The organism is Sphingomonas sp., from assembly GCF_004799495.1.
Classification (GTDB): Bacteria; Pseudomonadota; Alphaproteobacteria; order Sphingomonadales; family Sphingomonadaceae; genus Sphingomonas.
In genome coordinates, this window is the sequence record NZ_SSMY01000005.1 from 1 (window position 1) to 16,203 (window position 16,203).

Below are 16,203 nucleotides of genomic sequence, written 5' to 3' on the forward strand. Positions count from 1 at the left end.
GCAGGTCGCCGTGTCCCCCGGACACGGCTAAACCGTCCGGGGGACGGTTTACCTGCGCATCGTCACTTGCTTGCGCGTAGCTTTGGCTACGCGACTGCGCTGCGTTCCTTGCCAGCGGGCTTCTCCGGGCGATCACGATCCCCATCCTAATTGAGTTTGGACCCTGAGTTCGCCATCCCCGCGCTGCGATCCGCCAGCCCATCGAGCGGGCCGAGCGCCGCGAGGAACCTCGCCATCGCCGCGCGCGCATCATGCCCCGGCAGTACTTCGGCCGACAGATGGATCGCCACCGCGCGTTGCGGACCACCGAACAATTTGGCCTTGAGCGTCTGGAGCTTCACGATCTTCCCGCTGCTGGTCGTCACGTCGCCGACGCGGTACCATGTTGCGACGTAACGCTCCACCGGTCCCGCCGCGGTCATGTCGATCACTTCGCCGCCGTCGAGGTCGTCGAGTTTCTTGACGAACACCCAGCGGTCGTCCTGCTGCATGATGCCGATTCCGAACCCGACAATCTCCTTGCCCTGGCGCTGGCTGCCATAGACCGCGATAGCGAGATCGACCGCGTTGCCGTCGGCGTCGACATAGCGGCCGAACAATTGGTGGTCGGCGCCGGGATAGGTCGGCGTCCACGGCGCGCGGGTGCTGACCGGGCCGCGAGTCCAACCCGCGACTTCGGGCAAGTCGATATGCGCGGGGAGCGGTTGCGACCGGCCGGCGATCGCCGCGCTCCACGCCGGGAACACCGCAGCGGTCGCCAGCACCAGCGCGCCCGCGACAGCGAGATCGAGCCGCCAGCGGATTGGCCCCTGCAACTTTGCCGGATCGAATGCCGGCGCATCGGGCGCGCGGTCGAACCACTTCCACCCGATCGCCAGCACCGCCGCCATCACCAGCCCGAAGAACACCCAGCCGAACACGATATGGTCGTACCCCGTCGCTTGCTCGACGCTGGTCAGCACCGCGGCGTAGATCGTCCCGAACGCGCGCACGCCGTTCGCCAGCACCGGCACGACGATCGCCATCGCCATGAAGACCATGCGCCGCGGCCAGGTGCGATAGCAGAGGTTGGCGACGAGCACGCCATACGCCACCATCGCGATCACAAACTTAGAGCCCGAGCATGCTTCCGCCACCTCGAAATATTTGTCGCCCGCGGTGATCAGCACGCCGTTCACCGTCGCGGCCACGCCGACGAGGTGCAGCAAATGCATCGTGATCCACACCGTGATCGTCTGGAGCGGCGGCTCGAGGAAATCGCCGAACGGCACAAGGAACAGCGCATAGGCAAGCGGGAAGAGCAGCCCGCGCGCGACATTTGGACCGAGCGTCGTCACCGCCGCGCCCTGCAGCATCATCACCAACCCGAGATGCCGCGCGAACGACACCCCCGCCGCATCGCCGAGCAGCCAGCCGAATCCGCCCGCCGCGACGAGCGCCAGCCCCGGCGCCCACGACTGCGGCGTCAGCTGCGCGAGTTCCCCGCGTCGGATCCATACCAGCCAGGCGATCACCGGCGCGATGAACAGGCAATGCCCGAAGGTCGTGTTGGTCCAGTAGAGCGTCGCCAGATCGCCGACGTCGCGGCGAAACATCAGCAACAGCGCCGCCGCGACGATGCCGAGCGCGAGCAGCGGCCGGCGCCAGGCGGGCGCGACCACGAAACTCTTCGGAACGCGTTGGGCGATACTGGTCATGCCGCATCCCTCACGGATCGCTCGGCACTAATAAACGCGTCAAGCGGCGCGAGCCGAGCGGCCCAGCCATAGCGCTTGCGCACCTGCTCGCGCGCACGCCGCCCCAAGGCTTCCGCCTGATCTTGGTCCTCGAGCAGACCGTTCACCGCCTGCGCGATTCCGTTCGCTCCCCGGCCAACGCGGATAGCGTCCTCGTGATCGATGCCCTCTGCCGCTGGCCCGCTCACGACGACGGGCCGCGCCATCGCCATCGCTTCGAGCACCTTGTTCTGGATCCCGCGCGCGATCTTGAGCGGCGCGACGACGCACGCCGCCGCCGCAAGCCAGCCGCGTACATCGGGGACTTCGCCGGTGACGATGACCGCATCGCTCGCCAACGCGCGGACCTCCACAGTCGGATTGCGCCCGACGACAGCGAACCGCGCGGCGGGGTGCGTCGCGCGGATAGTCGGCAGGATGTCACGCGCGAACCACGTCATCGCATCGACATTTGGCCGGTAATCCATCTGGCCAGTGAAGACGATGAGCGGCCCACCCCCGCCCACCGCGTCGAACCGCGCGGCAGGATCGAATAAATCGGTGTCGATCCCGTTCTCGACCACCATCACGTTCGCCGCGCCCGTCTTCTGCCGAAACAGATCAGCCTCCGCCGCACTGACAAACAGGCTCGCATCGACGCGGCGCGCGGTCGCCCGCTCGAACGCTTCCAGCTTGTCCGCCTCGCGCGTCATCAGCCAACGCATCGGGCCGTGCGCGTCCTTCGCGTAATCGGCGAACTTCAGCGAATCCATGTCGCAGAAATCCATGATCACGCGCCCACCGAAATCCGCCGGGACGTACTGCGCCATCTGGCCAGAGAAGACGTAGATCGTGTCGATCGCTTCGCGCGCCAGCACGTCGGCGACCGCATCGCGCATCGCCGCGCTGTCGAACGCGGTCAGCGAGGCCGGCTTGCCCTGCGCCAGCGCCTCCAGCGTCGCCGCAACGCGCGACTTGCCGCGCCACAGCACCTTGCGGCTTGCGGTGAGCGGCGCCAGCCCGGTATCGTCCAGATCGCGCCGGTCGTCGGCGAAGGCGAGCAAATGCACGCGCTTCTTCGCCGCCAGATATTTGAGTACGTTATACGCTCGGATCTTGTCCCCGCGGTCGGGCGGGAACGGCGATCGATGCGCAAGGAATAGCAAGTCGCCCATCAGCCCAGGCCTTTGGCGATCACCGGCCCCATCGTGTTGGCGAGCCATAGCGGCAGTTTCTTCCACACCGCGACCTGCAGCCGGTATTTGGGGCTCATCGGGTTCATTTCGCGTGGGCGTTCGCCCGCCGCGACGCGTTTCGCATAGCGCAGCGGCACGCCCTCGAACCCCCAATTCTTCTTGAACGCGGCGACCCCGGTGCCAGCCTTCGATCGCCCGAAATCGTACCGCGTGCAGCCTTTGTTGGCGCGCGCATGCCGCATCAGTTCGTAATAGAGCCGGTCGTTGGCCTTGAGCGCCCGCGCCTCGCGCGTGCCGCCGCCCCAGAACGGATAGACGGTGCCGTTGAGATAAAGGCTGAACACCGATGCGTGCGGCGTGCCCTTGTGGCTGATGGTGACCACATCGGCACGGTCGCCGAGTTCCTTCGCCACCTCGCGAAACAGCTTCGCCGGGAACACCGGCGTGCCGAGGTTGCGGACGCTTTCCGAAAACACCGTGTAGTGCATCGCGAGGTCGTTCGGCCAGTTGCCGATGGCGACCTGCAGATCGCCGTCGAGCGACTTTCGCACCTCGGCGCGCTGCTTGCGCGGGATCGCGAGCAGTTCGGCCTCGTCGTCCTTCGCCAGATCGCGCGAGAAGCCGAGATAGGTCGTTTCGTCGACGATCCACCCCTGCCCCGGCGCCGGGCCGCCGCGCAGTTCGAGGCTGGGGCAGCCGAGCTTTTCCGCCAGCACCCAAGCCGACGCCGCCAGCGCTTCGGCCACCGCGTCGCGCCGCGTCAGGATGCCGCCATCGACCGCGAACCCGATCGACACCAGCGCCTTGCCGAACAAGGGCGAGCGGATTTCGGTGAGCGGCAGCACGCCCGCGATCTCGCCGTCGGCCTGCTCGGCGATCAGGCAATGCGCGGTCTGGCCGCAGGCGCGCGCGACCGCGACGTTCCAGCCGGCCAGGTGGAACGGCGTCGCATCGGGATGCGCCCGCACATAGTCGTCGATCCGCGCCCGCGTCGCGGGATCGGTCAGGTCCGCCGGGACGATCGCGACCAGGGTGGAGATGGGCGCGTTCATGACAGCCGCTTTGCTTCGGCCGCGACGACCGCATCGACCCGGCCCCAATCGTGCCGCGACACCAGCCCGCGCAATTTGCCCGCCATCGCGCCGAGCCGGCTGTAATGCCGCAGCCGCGACTTGAGCGGTGCGCGCGCGACGCGCGGCTGGTCGGGATCGACCTCCCACGGATGGAAATAGAACACCGCCGGGCGCGCTTCGCCGTTCGCGCGCGCGATTGCGGCATCGGTGATCGACGCAGGGAACAGCCGAAAGAACCCGCCGCCCGTCGTGATCGGTTTCCCCGCCACGCTGCCGAGCGTGATCGGCAATTCGATCAAATCCGACCCCGCGACGGGCCGATAGGCGTGCTTCGGCGCGTCGGCCCAGCCATAATGGTCGTGCGCGAGCGGCGCGACACTCGATGAGTAACGATAGCCCTCTTCGGCCAATACCTGATGCGCCCACGGCGTGCGCCGATCGATCGAGAAGCTCGGCGCGCGATAGCCGGTTACCTTCTGCCCCGACGCATTCTCCAGCGCGACGCGCGCGCGCTTCAAATCCGCGCGAAAGGCATCGACAGTGAAGGTGAACACGCGATCATGGTCCCAGCCATGGCTCGCCACCTCATGCCCCTCGTCGGCGATGCGGCGGATTAGCGCAGGATAGCGTTCCGCCACCCAGCCGAGCGTGAAGAACGTCGCCTTCACTCCGCTCTCGCCGAACAGGTCGAGCACCTTGCCGGTGTTATATTCGACGCGGCTGCCCAGGCCGTCCCAATCGCTCTTCGCGATCACGCGTTCGAACGCGCCGACCTGGAACCATTCCTCGACGTCGACCGACAGGCCGTTCAGCACGGTGTCCTCCTCGGGGCGTCAGGCCGCGCGGCCGCCGCGCGCGGCCGCCTCGTTACCCTCTACCCAATCGACCAGCAACGCCAGCACGCGGCGCAACGCGGCATCCTGTTCCTCCAGCCGCGCCTCGATCGCGGCGAAGCGGTCGGGCGACACCGTGACGGCGTCGTTGGCGGGGCGCGACATCGGCAGCGGCTCGGCAACGGGCTGGGCCGACGGCGACGGCAACGGCAAGTGAACCACCGGCATGTCGCCCGCGATGTCCGCCGCGACCAGATCGACGGTGCGGCCGTCGATCACGTCGATCTTCTCGATCGCGCCATGCAGCAGCACGCGCGCTGCCAACTGGTTGAGCCGGCGCGGCACGCCGTCCGACCCGCGATACAGCGCGGCGAGCGCTTCCTGCGTGAAATCGGGGCGGCCCTGCCAGCCGGCGAGCGACAGGCGGTGCGCCATGTACGGCTCGACTTCCTCGGGTCCCATCGGGTCGAGGTGATGCACCGCGATCACGCGCTGGCGAAGCTGTTCGAGCCGGTCGGAGCCGTTGAGCGCCGCGCGGAACTCGGGCTGGCCGAGCAACACGATCTGCAACAGCGCGTGTCCGCCCGCCTGGAAGTTGGACAACATGCGCAATTCCTCGAGCGCGCCGGTGTGCAGCGCCTGCGCCTCGTCGACGATCAGCAAGGTGCGCCGCCCGGTGCGCGCCATCGCGTGCAACCCGCGCTCGATCGCCGTCAGCAGCTGCGCCTTGGCGAGGCCGGCGCTGTCGACACCCAGCCCGTCCGCGACCATCCGCAACAAGTCGTCGGCATCGATCTGGGTCGACACCAGCTTGATCACGTGCAGCCGTTCGCGGTCGATCGTCGCCATCAGGTGCCCGACGAGCGTCGTCTTGCCGGCGCCGACATCGCCGGTGATGACGATGAACCCCTCGCCCTGACTCAGGCCATAGCCGAGATAGGCCATCGCCTTGCGGTGCGTGGCGGTATCGAACCAGAATTTCGGATCGGGCGTCAGCGCGAACGGGCGTTCGCTCAATCCGTAATGGTCTTGATGCATCGTCACCATCCTCAGAACTGATACCGCGCGCCGAGCGTCGCCTGCGCCTGCGTCTGGTCGTTCTGGCCGTCCTGGCTGAACGTATAGACCCCGACCGACGCGGTCGTGCCGAGCCGTCCGAAGCTGCGCGAGAGTGACCCTGTCCCTCCCAGGCTCAGGATGCCGGGCGCCAACCCGCTGTCGTAATAATTGGCGAACAGGTCGCCGCTGAACGACGTCCGCGCGCCGATCGCCCGCGAATAGAAGAATTGCGCGTAATAGCTGTCGTCGCTGACGCCGTTGATCACGACGCCCGGGCTTTGCGGCGCGTAGAATTTGCGCGTGGCATAGCCGGCGCCGAAGCCCATCGACGTGCTGCCGCGCGTCAGGCTGATCACGCCGTCGACTCCACGCGCGCGATACGTCGCGTTGGACACCGACTGGAACACCGAATTGAGGCACCCGCCCGTGGCGCCGCCGCCCGTAGTACCAAACGTGCAGCCGCTGAACTGCTGCATCAGCAGGTCGCGCGTCGCGGTGAATTCCTTGGGCAGGCCGCGGATACCGCGCTGCAACTGGGTGCCGAACGTCTCGACATCGTCATACACGCCGACCTGGAGCCCGACCCCGGCGCGCGGCGCGTAGCTGAGCGATCCGGTATAGGTCCACGAATCGTAGCGCCGACCGACCCGCGCCTCCAACGTGGTGCGCGGGCTGGGACGCCACAGCACGCCGGCGTCCCAATAGATGCCGTCGGTATTGTAGGCGATCCGCCGCGGCGAGTTGGGATCGGTGACGAAGCGGCCGTGGCGGTCGAGCACCGGATTGCCGCCCGCGTCGACCAGCGGGTCGCGCGAGCTGGACTTGATCTTCTCGTACCCGACGCCGCCTTCGACCGCGAAGGTGCCGCTCAACGGCTGAACGACATCGCCGCGCGCGTAGAGCCCGTCGAAACGGCCGTCGAGCTGCCCCTGGTCCTCGCGCGTCCACCCCACGCTCAGCGTCGCGCCGAACGGGGCCACCGTGCCCGACTTGAACCCGACCGACGCGGTCGCGAGCTGAGTCGTCGAATCGTCGAAATAATCGAGCGACGGGCTGCCCGGGGCGACCCCGGTCGAATTCGGCTGAGTCACCTTGGTGTAGCCGAACAGGTACGACGCGTTGATCCCGATCGGGCCGCGCCCAGTCGACAGCGTCGGGCCGATATAGGCCGAATAGACGTTGCTGACGTTGCGGTCGTTGTTGCCGAAGAAGATCGGCGCCGCGCCGCGGATATCGGTCCGCGAGCGAGTCGCGATCCCGCCCGCGTCGATCGACAGCCCGCGCGCGACGCGCACCTGCGCGTTGGCGAGGCCTGTCACGACATCGGCATCGCTCGACCTTTTGTCGTAGGCGAACTGATGCTCGTAGCGCGCGCTGATATTGACCGACACGCGCTGCGTCTCGACCGACGCATCGACCCCGGCCGCGGCCGAGGTGTAGGTCAGCACGTCGTCCGACTGCGAATCCCAGGTCAGCACCTGGTCGAGCTCGATATACGGAGTGATGCTCACCCGCCGCTGGCTCTTCGCCGCCCCTGCATCGCGGTCCTGCGCGACCGCCGGCGTCGCCGCCAGCAGCATCGCGAGCGCGACCCCGCCTGAAATCCTGCCGATCATTGGCCCTCGTCCTCCTGGCCGTAATAGCTGCCGAAGCGTGCCCCCCCCGGGGCGAACGAAACGCTGTTCAACAAAAGCTGGATGTGCTCGCACCCGTCGAGCCGGTGCACCGCGTCGCGGATGTCGCTTTCGGGCGTGCGGTCGGCACGCACCACGAGCATCACTTGCCCGACGTGCAGCGCCAGCACCGACGCCGGGGATGCGGCCAGCGCGGGCGGCGAATCGAAGATCACGACACGTTCGGGATCGGCGGCGAGCAACTGCGCGATCAGTTCGGGCGTGCGCCCGCTCGCGATCAACTCGGTGTCGGAGGTCGACCCGGCGCCCGCGGGCAACAGGCTGAGATTGGGGATGTCGGTACCGACGATGCACGGCTCCACGTCGATCGCCGGATCGCCTAGCGCGTCCATCAGGCCGGGACCGTCGGACACGCCGAGGCGGTTCATCACGCCCGGCTTGGCGAAATCGGCATCGACCAGCAGTACGCGCAGGTCGCGCTCCGCCGCCATCGAGATCGCGAGATTGACCGCGCAATAGGTTTTGCCGTCGCCCGGCTTGGGCGAACAGACGAGCATCGTGCGCGCCTTGGCCGGATCGCTTGCGGCGAGGCGGCGTGCGGTCAGCAGCAACTCGCGCTTGGCGAGCCGGAATTCCTCGGCGAGCACGCCGACCGGGGCGCCGGGCACGAGCAGGCCGTTGTCGGCCAGCAGCGCGCGGTCGATCTCGGCGTGGCGGCTCGGGACCGGCGGCGCGCTGCGCGGCACGGGCGCGAACGCGACCGGCGACGGCGCGACCGGAGCGGCTGCCGCCGGCGCGCTGATCGGCCTGGCCACCGGCGCGGGCGGCAAATCGTCGAGCGGGATCGGCGCGCTGCGGAAATGCGCCGAGAAATCGTACGCTTCTGCCGCGCGTTCGAGCAGCGAACCCTGTTTGTTGATGATCGGCTTGTTCATGCCGCGAGCCCCCGCATCAGCATTTCGACGCCCAGCAGCCCGACGAACGCGACCGCCAGCCCTCCGGCCGCCCCCGCGAACAGCACGAGCTTGCGGCGGCGCAAGGCCGCATCGGCGCGCGACACGCGCTCGCTAATCGATCCGATCACGGGCAGCCCGGTCGCCTTTTCGAGACGCCCCGCGGTCGCGAAGGTCGGCTTCAACTGCGCCACGCCGAACGCCGCGGCGAGGCCGCCGCCGATCGCCAGGATCAGCACGCCGAACAGCAGCAACGGACGGTTGGGCGCGGCCGGCGCGCGCGGTGCCGCCGGCGGGTCGATCGTGCGGAACTTGATCGCATCGGTCTGCGCCTGCGCCTCCGCGCGGACGCGCAATTCCTCGCGGTCGCTCAGCACCTTATCGTATTGGTCCTTGAGCACCTGATAATCGCGCTCGATCTGGCTCTGCTCGCTGGCGACCGCGGGGTCGCCGTTCAGCTTCGCCATGATCGCGTTCATGTCGCCCTGCAGCTGGCTTTTCCGCGCGCTAAGCGCCGCGACCGCCGCCTGCTTGTCGGCCTGCATCGACTTGAGCGACAGATAGACCGGGTTAGGCGTGCCGCCCCCGCCCGCGCCGATCGGCTCGCTCGCCGCCGCGGCGCGCGCCGAGGCGAGCTGGCTCTTGAGCGCGACGACGTCGGGATGGCTTTCGGTATAGCCCCGCGCCCGCGCATCGGCGAGCTGGCCTTCGATCGCCGCCAGCCGCGCGCGCGCCGGGCCACCGGCGACACCGTTCGCGCCCGCGACGGTCTGCTGCGTCCCCGCCATCTGGCCGTTGATCGCCGCGAGGCTGGTCTGCGCGCCGGCCAGGTCGCCGTCGATCTGCGCCATCTGCGTGCGCGCCTGCGACATTCGGTCCTGCAACGTGCCGCTCCCGGGCAGCGCGCCGAGATATTGCGTCTGGAACGCAGTGCGCTTCGCATCGGCGTCGGCCAGCCGGTTCTGCATCTGCTCGACCTGGCTGTCGAGGAAGCGCAACGTCGTCTGCGTGTCGTTGCGGTCGTCCGACAGATTCTGGTCGACGAAGATCGAGATCAGCTTGTCGACGATCTGCTTGGCGAGCTTGGGGCTCGAGGCCGACGCCGTGATCTGGAACAAATTGTTCTGCTGCGCGACGATCTGGATGTTGGTCTGCAGCCCCGCGACGCGGTCGGCGATGTCCTGCGGGCTCGACACCGTGTTGGCGAGGTCGGTGCCGCGCACGACCTTTTCCAGATTGACCGCGCTGGTCAGCGTCTGGCGGATCGTATCGACATCGTTCTGCTGTTCCTGCGCGTTGATGCCGACCTTCGCCGACAGCACTTGCCCCATCTGGACGAACACGCGCGCCTTGGCTTCGTAGCGGTTGGGCAGCTGGCTGACGACCAGCCAGCCGAGGATCGCAATCCCCCACGCCACCGCCAGCGCGAGCCAGCGGCGTTGCCAGATCGAGTGCATTGCGACGCGAAGTTCGTCGTACAGGCCGTTCACTGGTCCCGGCCTCCCTTAGAACATCGATTCGGGGATGATGATGACGTCGCCCGGCTCCAGCCGGACGTTGGCCGACGGGTCGCCGTTCTTCAGCAGCTTGCCGATCCGGATGTTGAATTCCTGCTGCTTGCCGGTATCGCGGTTGTAGCGGATCAGCCGCGCGCGGTTGCCCGCCGCGTACTGGTTGAGCCCGCCGACCGCGATCATCGCGTCGAGCAAAGTCATGTTGGCGCGATACGGCAGCGACGCTGGCTTTTCGGTCGCGCCGACGATGCGGATCTGCTGGCTGAACGTGCTCTGCGCCGATTCGACGATGACCGAGACGATCGGGTCCTTGATGTAGGTCGACAGCGCGATCTTCATGTCGTCGGCGAGCATCGCGGGGGTCTTGCCGACCGCGGGCATGTCGCTGACCAGCGGCGTGGTGATGCGGCCGTCGGGACGCACCTGGACCTTCGCCGAGAGCTCGGGATTGCGCCACACGAAGATGCTGAGCTGGTCGAGCGGGCCGATGACATATTCCTCGCCCGGCTGCTCCTTCGCCGCGACGAACGGCGCGGACGGCAGCGAGCCACGGTCGCCGCCACCGCCAAGGCACCCCGTCAGCGCGCTCGCGCTGACGCCGACGAGGGCCAACGCCCTGGAAACATGCAAGAAACGCATAACCGGCCTCCGTGCTCACGCTTCAGATGCCGGTGACGTCATTCCGGCGCATGAGACTTTCGGGGCCGGCTATGCGGCCGGGCAGGTAAAGATAGCGTTAGGATTACGCGATCGCACCGACCAGCAGTTCGGCGGGGCGCGCGTGCCCGAGGAACTCCCACGGCGACGCGGTCAGGCCGTAGGCGCCGGCCATGAACACCGCAATGACGTCACCCGGTTGGGCGACGGGCAGCTCGACCTGGTCGGCGAGGCGGTCGAGCGGGGTGCAGAGTGGACCGACGACGGTCACCGTCTCAGCCGGGGCGCCGGACGCGGCGGTGACGACGGCGAGTGGATAGTTGCGACGCACAACAGTGCCGAGGTTGCCGGTCGCTGCCAACTGATGGTTGAGCCCGCCGTCGCACACCAAGAAGGTCTCGCCGCGGCTTACTTTCCTGTCGACGACGCGCGTGAAATACACGCCGGCCTCGCCGACCAGCCAGCGCCCGAGCTCGATCGCGAAGCGCGTGTCGGGAAATGATGCCAAACGCGGCACGAGTGCCGCGCCGATCGCCTCGACATCGACCGGCGCTTCACCCGGGAAATAGGGAATGCCGAACCCGCCGCCCAGGTTGACGAGCGGCGGCGCGGCGCCCGCCTCGTCGGACAGCCGCGCGACGAGGTCGATCGTGTGCGCTTGGCTGTCGATGATCGCCTGCGCATCGAGCGCCTGCGACCCGGCAAACACGTGGAACCCCTGCCAGTCCGCCCCCGCCACTATCAGCCGCTTGACCAAGGCCGGCACGCGGTCGGCATCGACCCCGAACGGCGACGCGCGCCCGCCCATCCGCATTCCCGATCCGCGCAGCTCGAACTCGGGGTTCACGCGCACCGCAAGCCGCGGCGTCTCCCCAATCTGCCCGGCGAAGGCGAGCGCACGATCGGCTTCGCCTTCGCTTTCGAGGTTGATCGTGATCCCGCTGCCGATTGCCATCGCCAGCTCGCCGTTGGTCTTGCCCGGCCCGGCAAAGCTGACCGGCTTGCCGTACATCGACACCCGCCCCGCTTCGCCGATCGACGCGGCGTCGAACCCGTCGACCAGCGGCGCCAGCGCCTCGAGCAGTGCGCCGAACGGATTGGCCTTCACGGCATAGTGGAGATCGATCCCAGGAAATGCTGCGCGGAACCGGGCGATGCGGTCGGCGACGATGCTGGTGTGATAGACGAACGCGGGCGTCGCGTCGGGAATGGCCAGCGCCAGATCGTCGAAATCGCGCGGGATTGCGCCCATCGGCTTCATGACGTCACTTCCCCCTTCAGCCGCGCGCGGTCGAACTTTCCGTTGGCGTTACGCGGCAATTCCGCGCGCCAATCATAGCGTGCAGGCTGCATGAAGTTCGGTAGCTCGCGGCGCAAGCGTTCGCGCAAAGCTCCCTCGGCCGATCCGTCCCCCTTCGCGACGACCAGAATCGCCTGGCCGAGCTTGTCGTCGGGTACGCCGAGCGCCACCGCCTCGCTCGTCTCGCCGCCAGCGGTGACCGCCTCCTCGATCTCGGTCGGGCTGATCCGGTTGCCCGCCGACTTTATCATCTCGTCGTCGCGCCCGACGAAGCGGAGCAGCCCGTCGGCGTCCGCGACCACGGTATCGCCTGACCACACCGCCATTCCACCCGATTTCGCCCAATCCGGCGCCGGCCGGAAGCGCACCGCCGTGCGATCGTCGTCGCGCCAATAGCCCTGCGCGACCAGCGGGCCGGCGTGGACCAGCTCGCCCGCCTCGCCCGGTCCAGCGCGGCCGCCATCGGGGCGGACGACCATCACCTCCGCGAACGGCACCGCGCGGCCGATCGAGTCGGGGTGATCGGCGACCAGCGCCGCGTCGAGACAGGTCGAGCGGAATGCTTCGGTCAGTCCGTACATCGGATAGAGATCGGCTTGCGGGAAACGATCGCGTAAACCGGCTATCATCTGCCGCGTCAGCGCACCGCCAGAATTTGTCACCCTCTTCAAGCTATTTAGCGATATTTCCTGTAGATCGATGTCAAGTAGTTGCACCCACAGGGGCGGCACGCCGGCCAGCGTCGTGATCCGCTCGCGCTCGATCGCGAGATACACGTCGCGCGGCAGGAGATAGTCGAACGGCACGACGCTCGCCCCGGCGGCCCAGGTCGAAAACAGCTGGTTCTGCCCGTAGTCGAAGCTGAGCGGCAGCACGCCGAGCACGCGGTCGGAGGGCGTGAGCTTGAGATAATGCGCCACGCTGATCGCGCCGAGCCACAGGTTCGCGTGGCTGAGCATCACGCCCTTGGGCCGCCCGGTCGATCCGGAGGTGTAGAGCAACGCCACGAGCGCATTCGGATCGGCTTCGGACGGCGGCAAACCCGGCCCGTCGAGCGGTGGCTCGTCGGTCACGACGCGGCAAGCGACGTCATCCAGCGTTTCCGCTCGCGCGGCCTGCGTCAGCAACAACGCCGCACCGCTGTCCGCCAGAATATGCTGGACCTGCAACTGCTTGAGCAACGGATTGATCGGCACATGCACCAATCCCGCGCGCGCCGCCGCGAGCGGCATCAGGCAGGCGATCCGCGTCTTGGGCAGCCATGTCGCGACGCGATCGCCCGGTGCTAGCCGTTGCCCCGCCAGCCACGCGGCCAGCGCGCCGACCGCTGCCTCCAGCCCGGCATAATCGAGCGCGCCCTCGCGCGTCACCAGCGCCACATTGCCCGGCGCCCCACACAACGTCAGGTGATCGATCGGGCGCGGCACGGGATCGAGCGGGATCATGGCCGCCCTGATAGCCGTCCCGCGCGGCTTCCCCAACATACTTCCCAACGCGGACCGGCACAGGTAACGCGCGGGACACGATGACCACGCGCCATGCCCCTTCCGTCGACACTGTCGTCCGTACCGTCCTGAAGGATGTGCTCGCGCTCAGCGACAAGCGCGTCGCGGCGTTCGACGATGCGACGCCGCTGTTCGGCAGCCTGCCCGAGCTCGATTCGATGGCGGTGGCGGGCGTGCTGACCGAGCTCGAAGACCGGCTCGGCATCCTGATCGAGGACGACGAAGTCGACGGCGAAATGCTTGAAACGTTCGGCGCGTTGCGCCGCTTCGCCGAGCACAAGGTGAAGGGTTGAGCGGCTTCTACAATTGGGCGGGCGGGCGCGAGGCGATGACGCGCTTCGGCCCCGCGGCGGGGCCGGCCGTGCTACTCGCGCTGCCGCTGTTCGAGGAAGCCAATCGCACGCGCACCTTCGCGGTCAGATTGCTACGGCACCTCGCCGTGCGCGGGATCGGCGGCGCGCTGCCCGACCTGCCTGGGCAGAACGAAAGCCCGGTCGCGACCGAGCACGCCATGCTCGCCGGCTGGCGCGCAGCGTTCGCGGCGGCGGTCGCATCAATCGGGTGCCCGGTCCACAGCGTGACGATGCGCGGCGGGGCGCTTATCGATCACGACGCCCAAGTCGTCAGCCGCTGGCAGCTGGCGCCCGCCAAGGGCGAGGCATTGATCCGCGAGCTGTTCCGCACCGCGCAGGCCAGGGGCGAGCCCATCAAGATCGAACTCGACGCCTGGAGCGACGAAGGCGGCCCGGTGACGATCGCCGGCAACCGCATCGGTAGGCCGCTGTTGCGCGACATCAACGCCGCCGATTGCGTGCGCGACGGCAAGGTGCGCGTCGTGCGGCTCGACACCGACCCTGCGGTTGCCGACCGCAAGGTAGAGGGCACGCCGTTGTGGCGGCGCAGCGAACCGGGCGACGACCCGGCGCTCGCCGCGCTGCTGGCCGACGACATCGCCGACTGGATCGCGAAATGCGCGAGCTGATTTCCTTCCCGTGCGAGGGCGACACGCTCGCCGGAACGCTCGACGACGCGCCGCGCAGCACCGGTCTGCTGATCGTGTCCGGCGGCAACGAAATCCGCTGCGGCGCGCATCGCGGCATGGCGCTGCTCGCGGCAGAGCTGGCCGGGGGCGGCGTACCCGTGTTCCGCTTCGACCGGCGCGGGATCGGCGATTCGGACGGACACAACCACGGCTATGCCGAAAGCGGGCCGGACATCGCCGCCGCCGTGCAATCGTTCCGTACGCTCGCGCCGCAGGTGAAGCGCATCGTCGGGTTCGGCAATTGCGACGCCGCGACCGCGCTCGCGCTGTTTCATCGCGACGCCGGGATCGAGTCGCTGGTGCTCGCCAACCCTTGGGTCGGTGAAGAGCATGACGGGCTGCCGCCAGCCGAAGCGATCCGCTCGCATTATGCCGACCGGGTGAAAGACCCGAAGCAATGGCTACGGCTCGCGACCGGTAGCATCAATATCGGCAAGGTGTTCAAAGGCTTGCGCAAGGCTTCTACCGCGCTGTCTGACACCGGCAATCCGATCGTCGAGCGGATGGCAGCAGCGCTGGAGGGCACACCGCATCGTTTCCTGCTGGCGAACCGCGATAACACCGCGATCCGCTTCGCCGGCGCGTGGCCGTATGGCGGCGACAAGCGCGAATGCTCGACCGACAGCCACAGCTTCGCGCGGCCCGGCGACGCTGCGTGGCTGGCAGCGCAGTTGAGGGAAGCGCTGAGCTAATTCCCCTCCCGGAAGGCCGGGAGGGGAGAAAGACGTTATTCCGCCGCCTCGGCGACCTTTTCGAAATCGGCCTCGGCCAGGAACTTCTCGGCATCCAGCGCCGCCATGCAGCCCGTCCCTGCGGCGGTCACCGCCTGGCGATAGACCTTGTCCATCACGTCGCCGCACGCGAACACGCCGGGGACGCTGGTGCGCGTCGACCCGGTCTCGACCTCGATATAATGGTCGGCATCGAGCTTCAGATGCCCGCGAAACAGTTCGGTCGCGGGATGATGCCCGATCGCGACGAACCCGCCCTCGACATCGACCCGCGACAGTTCCCCGGTCACCGTGTCGCGCAGCTCGAGCGCGACGAGCCCCGCCGTCCCGCCGCCGTCGACGAAGCTTTCGACTTCCTTGTTCCAGATCACCTTGATCTTGTCGTTGGCGTGGAGCCTTTCCTGGAGGATCTTCTCGGCGCGCAAGCTGTCGCGCCGATGGATCAGCGTCACGTCGGGCGAATGGTTGGTGAGGTACAGCGCCTCCTCGACCGCGGTGTTGCCGCCACCGATCACCGCGACCTTCTTGCCGCGATAGAAGAAGCCGTCGCACGTCGCACAGGCGCTGACGCCCTTCCCCTTCAACGCTTCCTCGCTGTCGAGCCCGAGCCACTTGGCCTGCGCGCCCGTCGCGATCACCAGCACCTCGCCCTCGTAGACATCGCCGCCGTCGCCGACGAGGCGGAAAGGACGCTTGGTCAAGTCGACCTCGACGATCGTGTCCCACATCATCCGCGTGCCGACATGCTCGGCCTGCGCCTGCATCTCCTGCATCAGCCACGGGCCCTGGATGACCTCGCGGAAGCCCGGATAATTCTCGACATCGGTGGTGGTGGTCAGCTGGCCGCCGGGCTGGATGCCCTGCACGACGATCGGCGAGAGGCCCGCGCGCGCGCCGTAGATTGCGGCGCTGAGGCCGGCGGGGCCGGAGCCGAGGATAAGCATGCGAGTGGTGTGCGTGGTCATGCGTGAAGTCCTACGGGCGAAGGCCC

Annotated in this window: 15 protein-coding genes; 3 read left to right on the forward strand and 12 right to left on the reverse strand. The window is 68.1% G+C overall.

What is annotated here, in order from left to right; all coding sequences use genetic code 11:
* Positions 1-146 precede the first annotated feature (146 nt).
* The 11 genes from xrtA to E7773_RS05285 form a co-directional block, all read right to left on the reverse strand.
* On the reverse strand, positions 147-1,697 hold the full coding sequence (gene xrtA / locus E7773_RS05235; protein ID WP_293989062.1) for an exosortase A: 1,551 nt from the start codon (positions 1,695-1,697) through the stop codon (positions 147-149).
* Positions 1,694-2,890, reverse strand: coding sequence for a TIGR03087 family PEP-CTERM/XrtA system glycosyltransferase (locus E7773_RS05240; RefSeq protein WP_293989064.1), 1,197 nt, complete (start codon positions 2,888-2,890; stop codon positions 1,694-1,696). Before E7773_RS05240 ends, xrtA begins: the two co-directional genes overlap by 4 nt.
* Positions 2,890-3,963: a FemAB family XrtA/PEP-CTERM system-associated protein gene (locus E7773_RS05245; protein ID WP_293989067.1), complete on the reverse strand. Its 1,074-nt coding sequence runs from the start codon at positions 3,961-3,963 to the stop codon at positions 2,890-2,892. Before E7773_RS05245 ends, E7773_RS05240 begins: the two co-directional genes overlap by 1 nt.
* Positions 3,960-4,799 (reverse strand): XrtA system polysaccharide deacetylase, encoded by an 840-nt coding sequence (locus E7773_RS05250; RefSeq protein WP_293989070.1) that lies wholly within the window; start codon positions 4,797-4,799, stop codon positions 3,960-3,962. The genes E7773_RS05245 and E7773_RS05250 overlap by 4 nt, the downstream gene beginning before the upstream one ends.
* 18 nt (positions 4,800-4,817) lie before the next feature.
* Positions 4,818-5,855, reverse strand: coding sequence for an AAA family ATPase (locus E7773_RS05255; RefSeq protein ID WP_293989073.1), 1,038 nt, complete (start codon positions 5,853-5,855; stop codon positions 4,818-4,820).
* A gap of 11 nt (positions 5,856-5,866) precedes the next feature.
* Positions 5,867-7,492 carry a hypothetical protein gene (locus E7773_RS05260; protein WP_293989076.1) on the reverse strand — a complete coding sequence of 542 codons (1,626 nt, stop codon included), beginning with the start codon at positions 7,490-7,492 and terminating at the stop codon, positions 5,867-5,869.
* Complete coding sequence (locus tag E7773_RS05265; RefSeq protein ID WP_293989079.1) at positions 7,489-8,445, reverse strand: AAA family ATPase; 957 nt, start codon at positions 8,443-8,445, stop codon at positions 7,489-7,491. Before E7773_RS05265 ends, E7773_RS05260 begins: the two co-directional genes overlap by 4 nt.
* Positions 8,442-9,953: an XrtA system polysaccharide chain length determinant gene (locus E7773_RS05270; RefSeq protein ID WP_293989082.1), complete on the reverse strand. Its 1,512-nt coding sequence runs from the start codon at positions 9,951-9,953 to the stop codon at positions 8,442-8,444. The genes E7773_RS05265 and E7773_RS05270 overlap by 4 nt, the downstream gene beginning before the upstream one ends.
* Positions 9,954-9,968: 15 nt before the next feature.
* Complete coding sequence (locus E7773_RS05275) at positions 9,969-10,616, reverse strand: XrtA/PEP-CTERM system exopolysaccharide export protein (protein WP_293989085.1); 648 nt, start codon at positions 10,614-10,616, stop codon at positions 9,969-9,971.
* A 103-nt stretch (positions 10,617-10,719) separates the two neighbouring features.
* Positions 10,720-11,895 (reverse strand): pyridoxal-dependent decarboxylase, exosortase A system-associated, encoded by a 1,176-nt coding sequence (locus E7773_RS05280; protein ID WP_293989088.1) that lies wholly within the window; start codon positions 11,893-11,895, stop codon positions 10,720-10,722.
* Positions 11,892-13,379, reverse strand: coding sequence for an acyl-CoA ligase (AMP-forming), exosortase A system-associated (locus E7773_RS05285; RefSeq protein WP_293989091.1), 1,488 nt, complete (start codon positions 13,377-13,379; stop codon positions 11,892-11,894). Before E7773_RS05285 ends, E7773_RS05280 begins: the two co-directional genes overlap by 4 nt.
* Positions 13,380-13,459: 80 nt before the next feature.
* Here E7773_RS05285 and E7773_RS05290 point away from each other — a divergent pair, with 80 nt between their 5' ends.
* From E7773_RS05290 to E7773_RS05300, 3 genes are read left to right on the forward strand one after another with little or no spacing between them, the layout of a single operon-like run.
* A complete protein-coding gene (locus E7773_RS05290; protein WP_293989093.1) occupies positions 13,460-13,732 on the forward strand; it encodes a phosphopantetheine-binding protein in 273 nt (90 codons plus the stop codon).
* Positions 13,729-14,421: a hypothetical protein gene (locus E7773_RS05295; RefSeq protein ID WP_293989096.1), complete on the forward strand. Its 693-nt coding sequence runs from the start codon at positions 13,729-13,731 to the stop codon at positions 14,419-14,421. Before E7773_RS05290 ends, E7773_RS05295 begins: the two co-directional genes overlap by 4 nt.
* A complete protein-coding gene (locus tag E7773_RS05300) occupies positions 14,409-15,173 on the forward strand; it encodes a hydrolase 1, exosortase A system-associated (protein WP_293989098.1) in 765 nt (254 codons plus the stop codon). Before E7773_RS05295 ends, E7773_RS05300 begins: the two co-directional genes overlap by 13 nt.
* 35 nt (positions 15,174-15,208) lie before the next feature.
* Here the strand turns inward: E7773_RS05300 and trxB are convergent, their stop codons facing one another.
* On the reverse strand, positions 15,209-16,177 hold the full coding sequence (gene trxB / locus E7773_RS05305; protein WP_293989100.1) for a thioredoxin-disulfide reductase: 969 nt from the start codon (positions 16,175-16,177) through the stop codon (positions 15,209-15,211).
* Positions 16,178-16,203 lie beyond the last annotated feature (26 nt).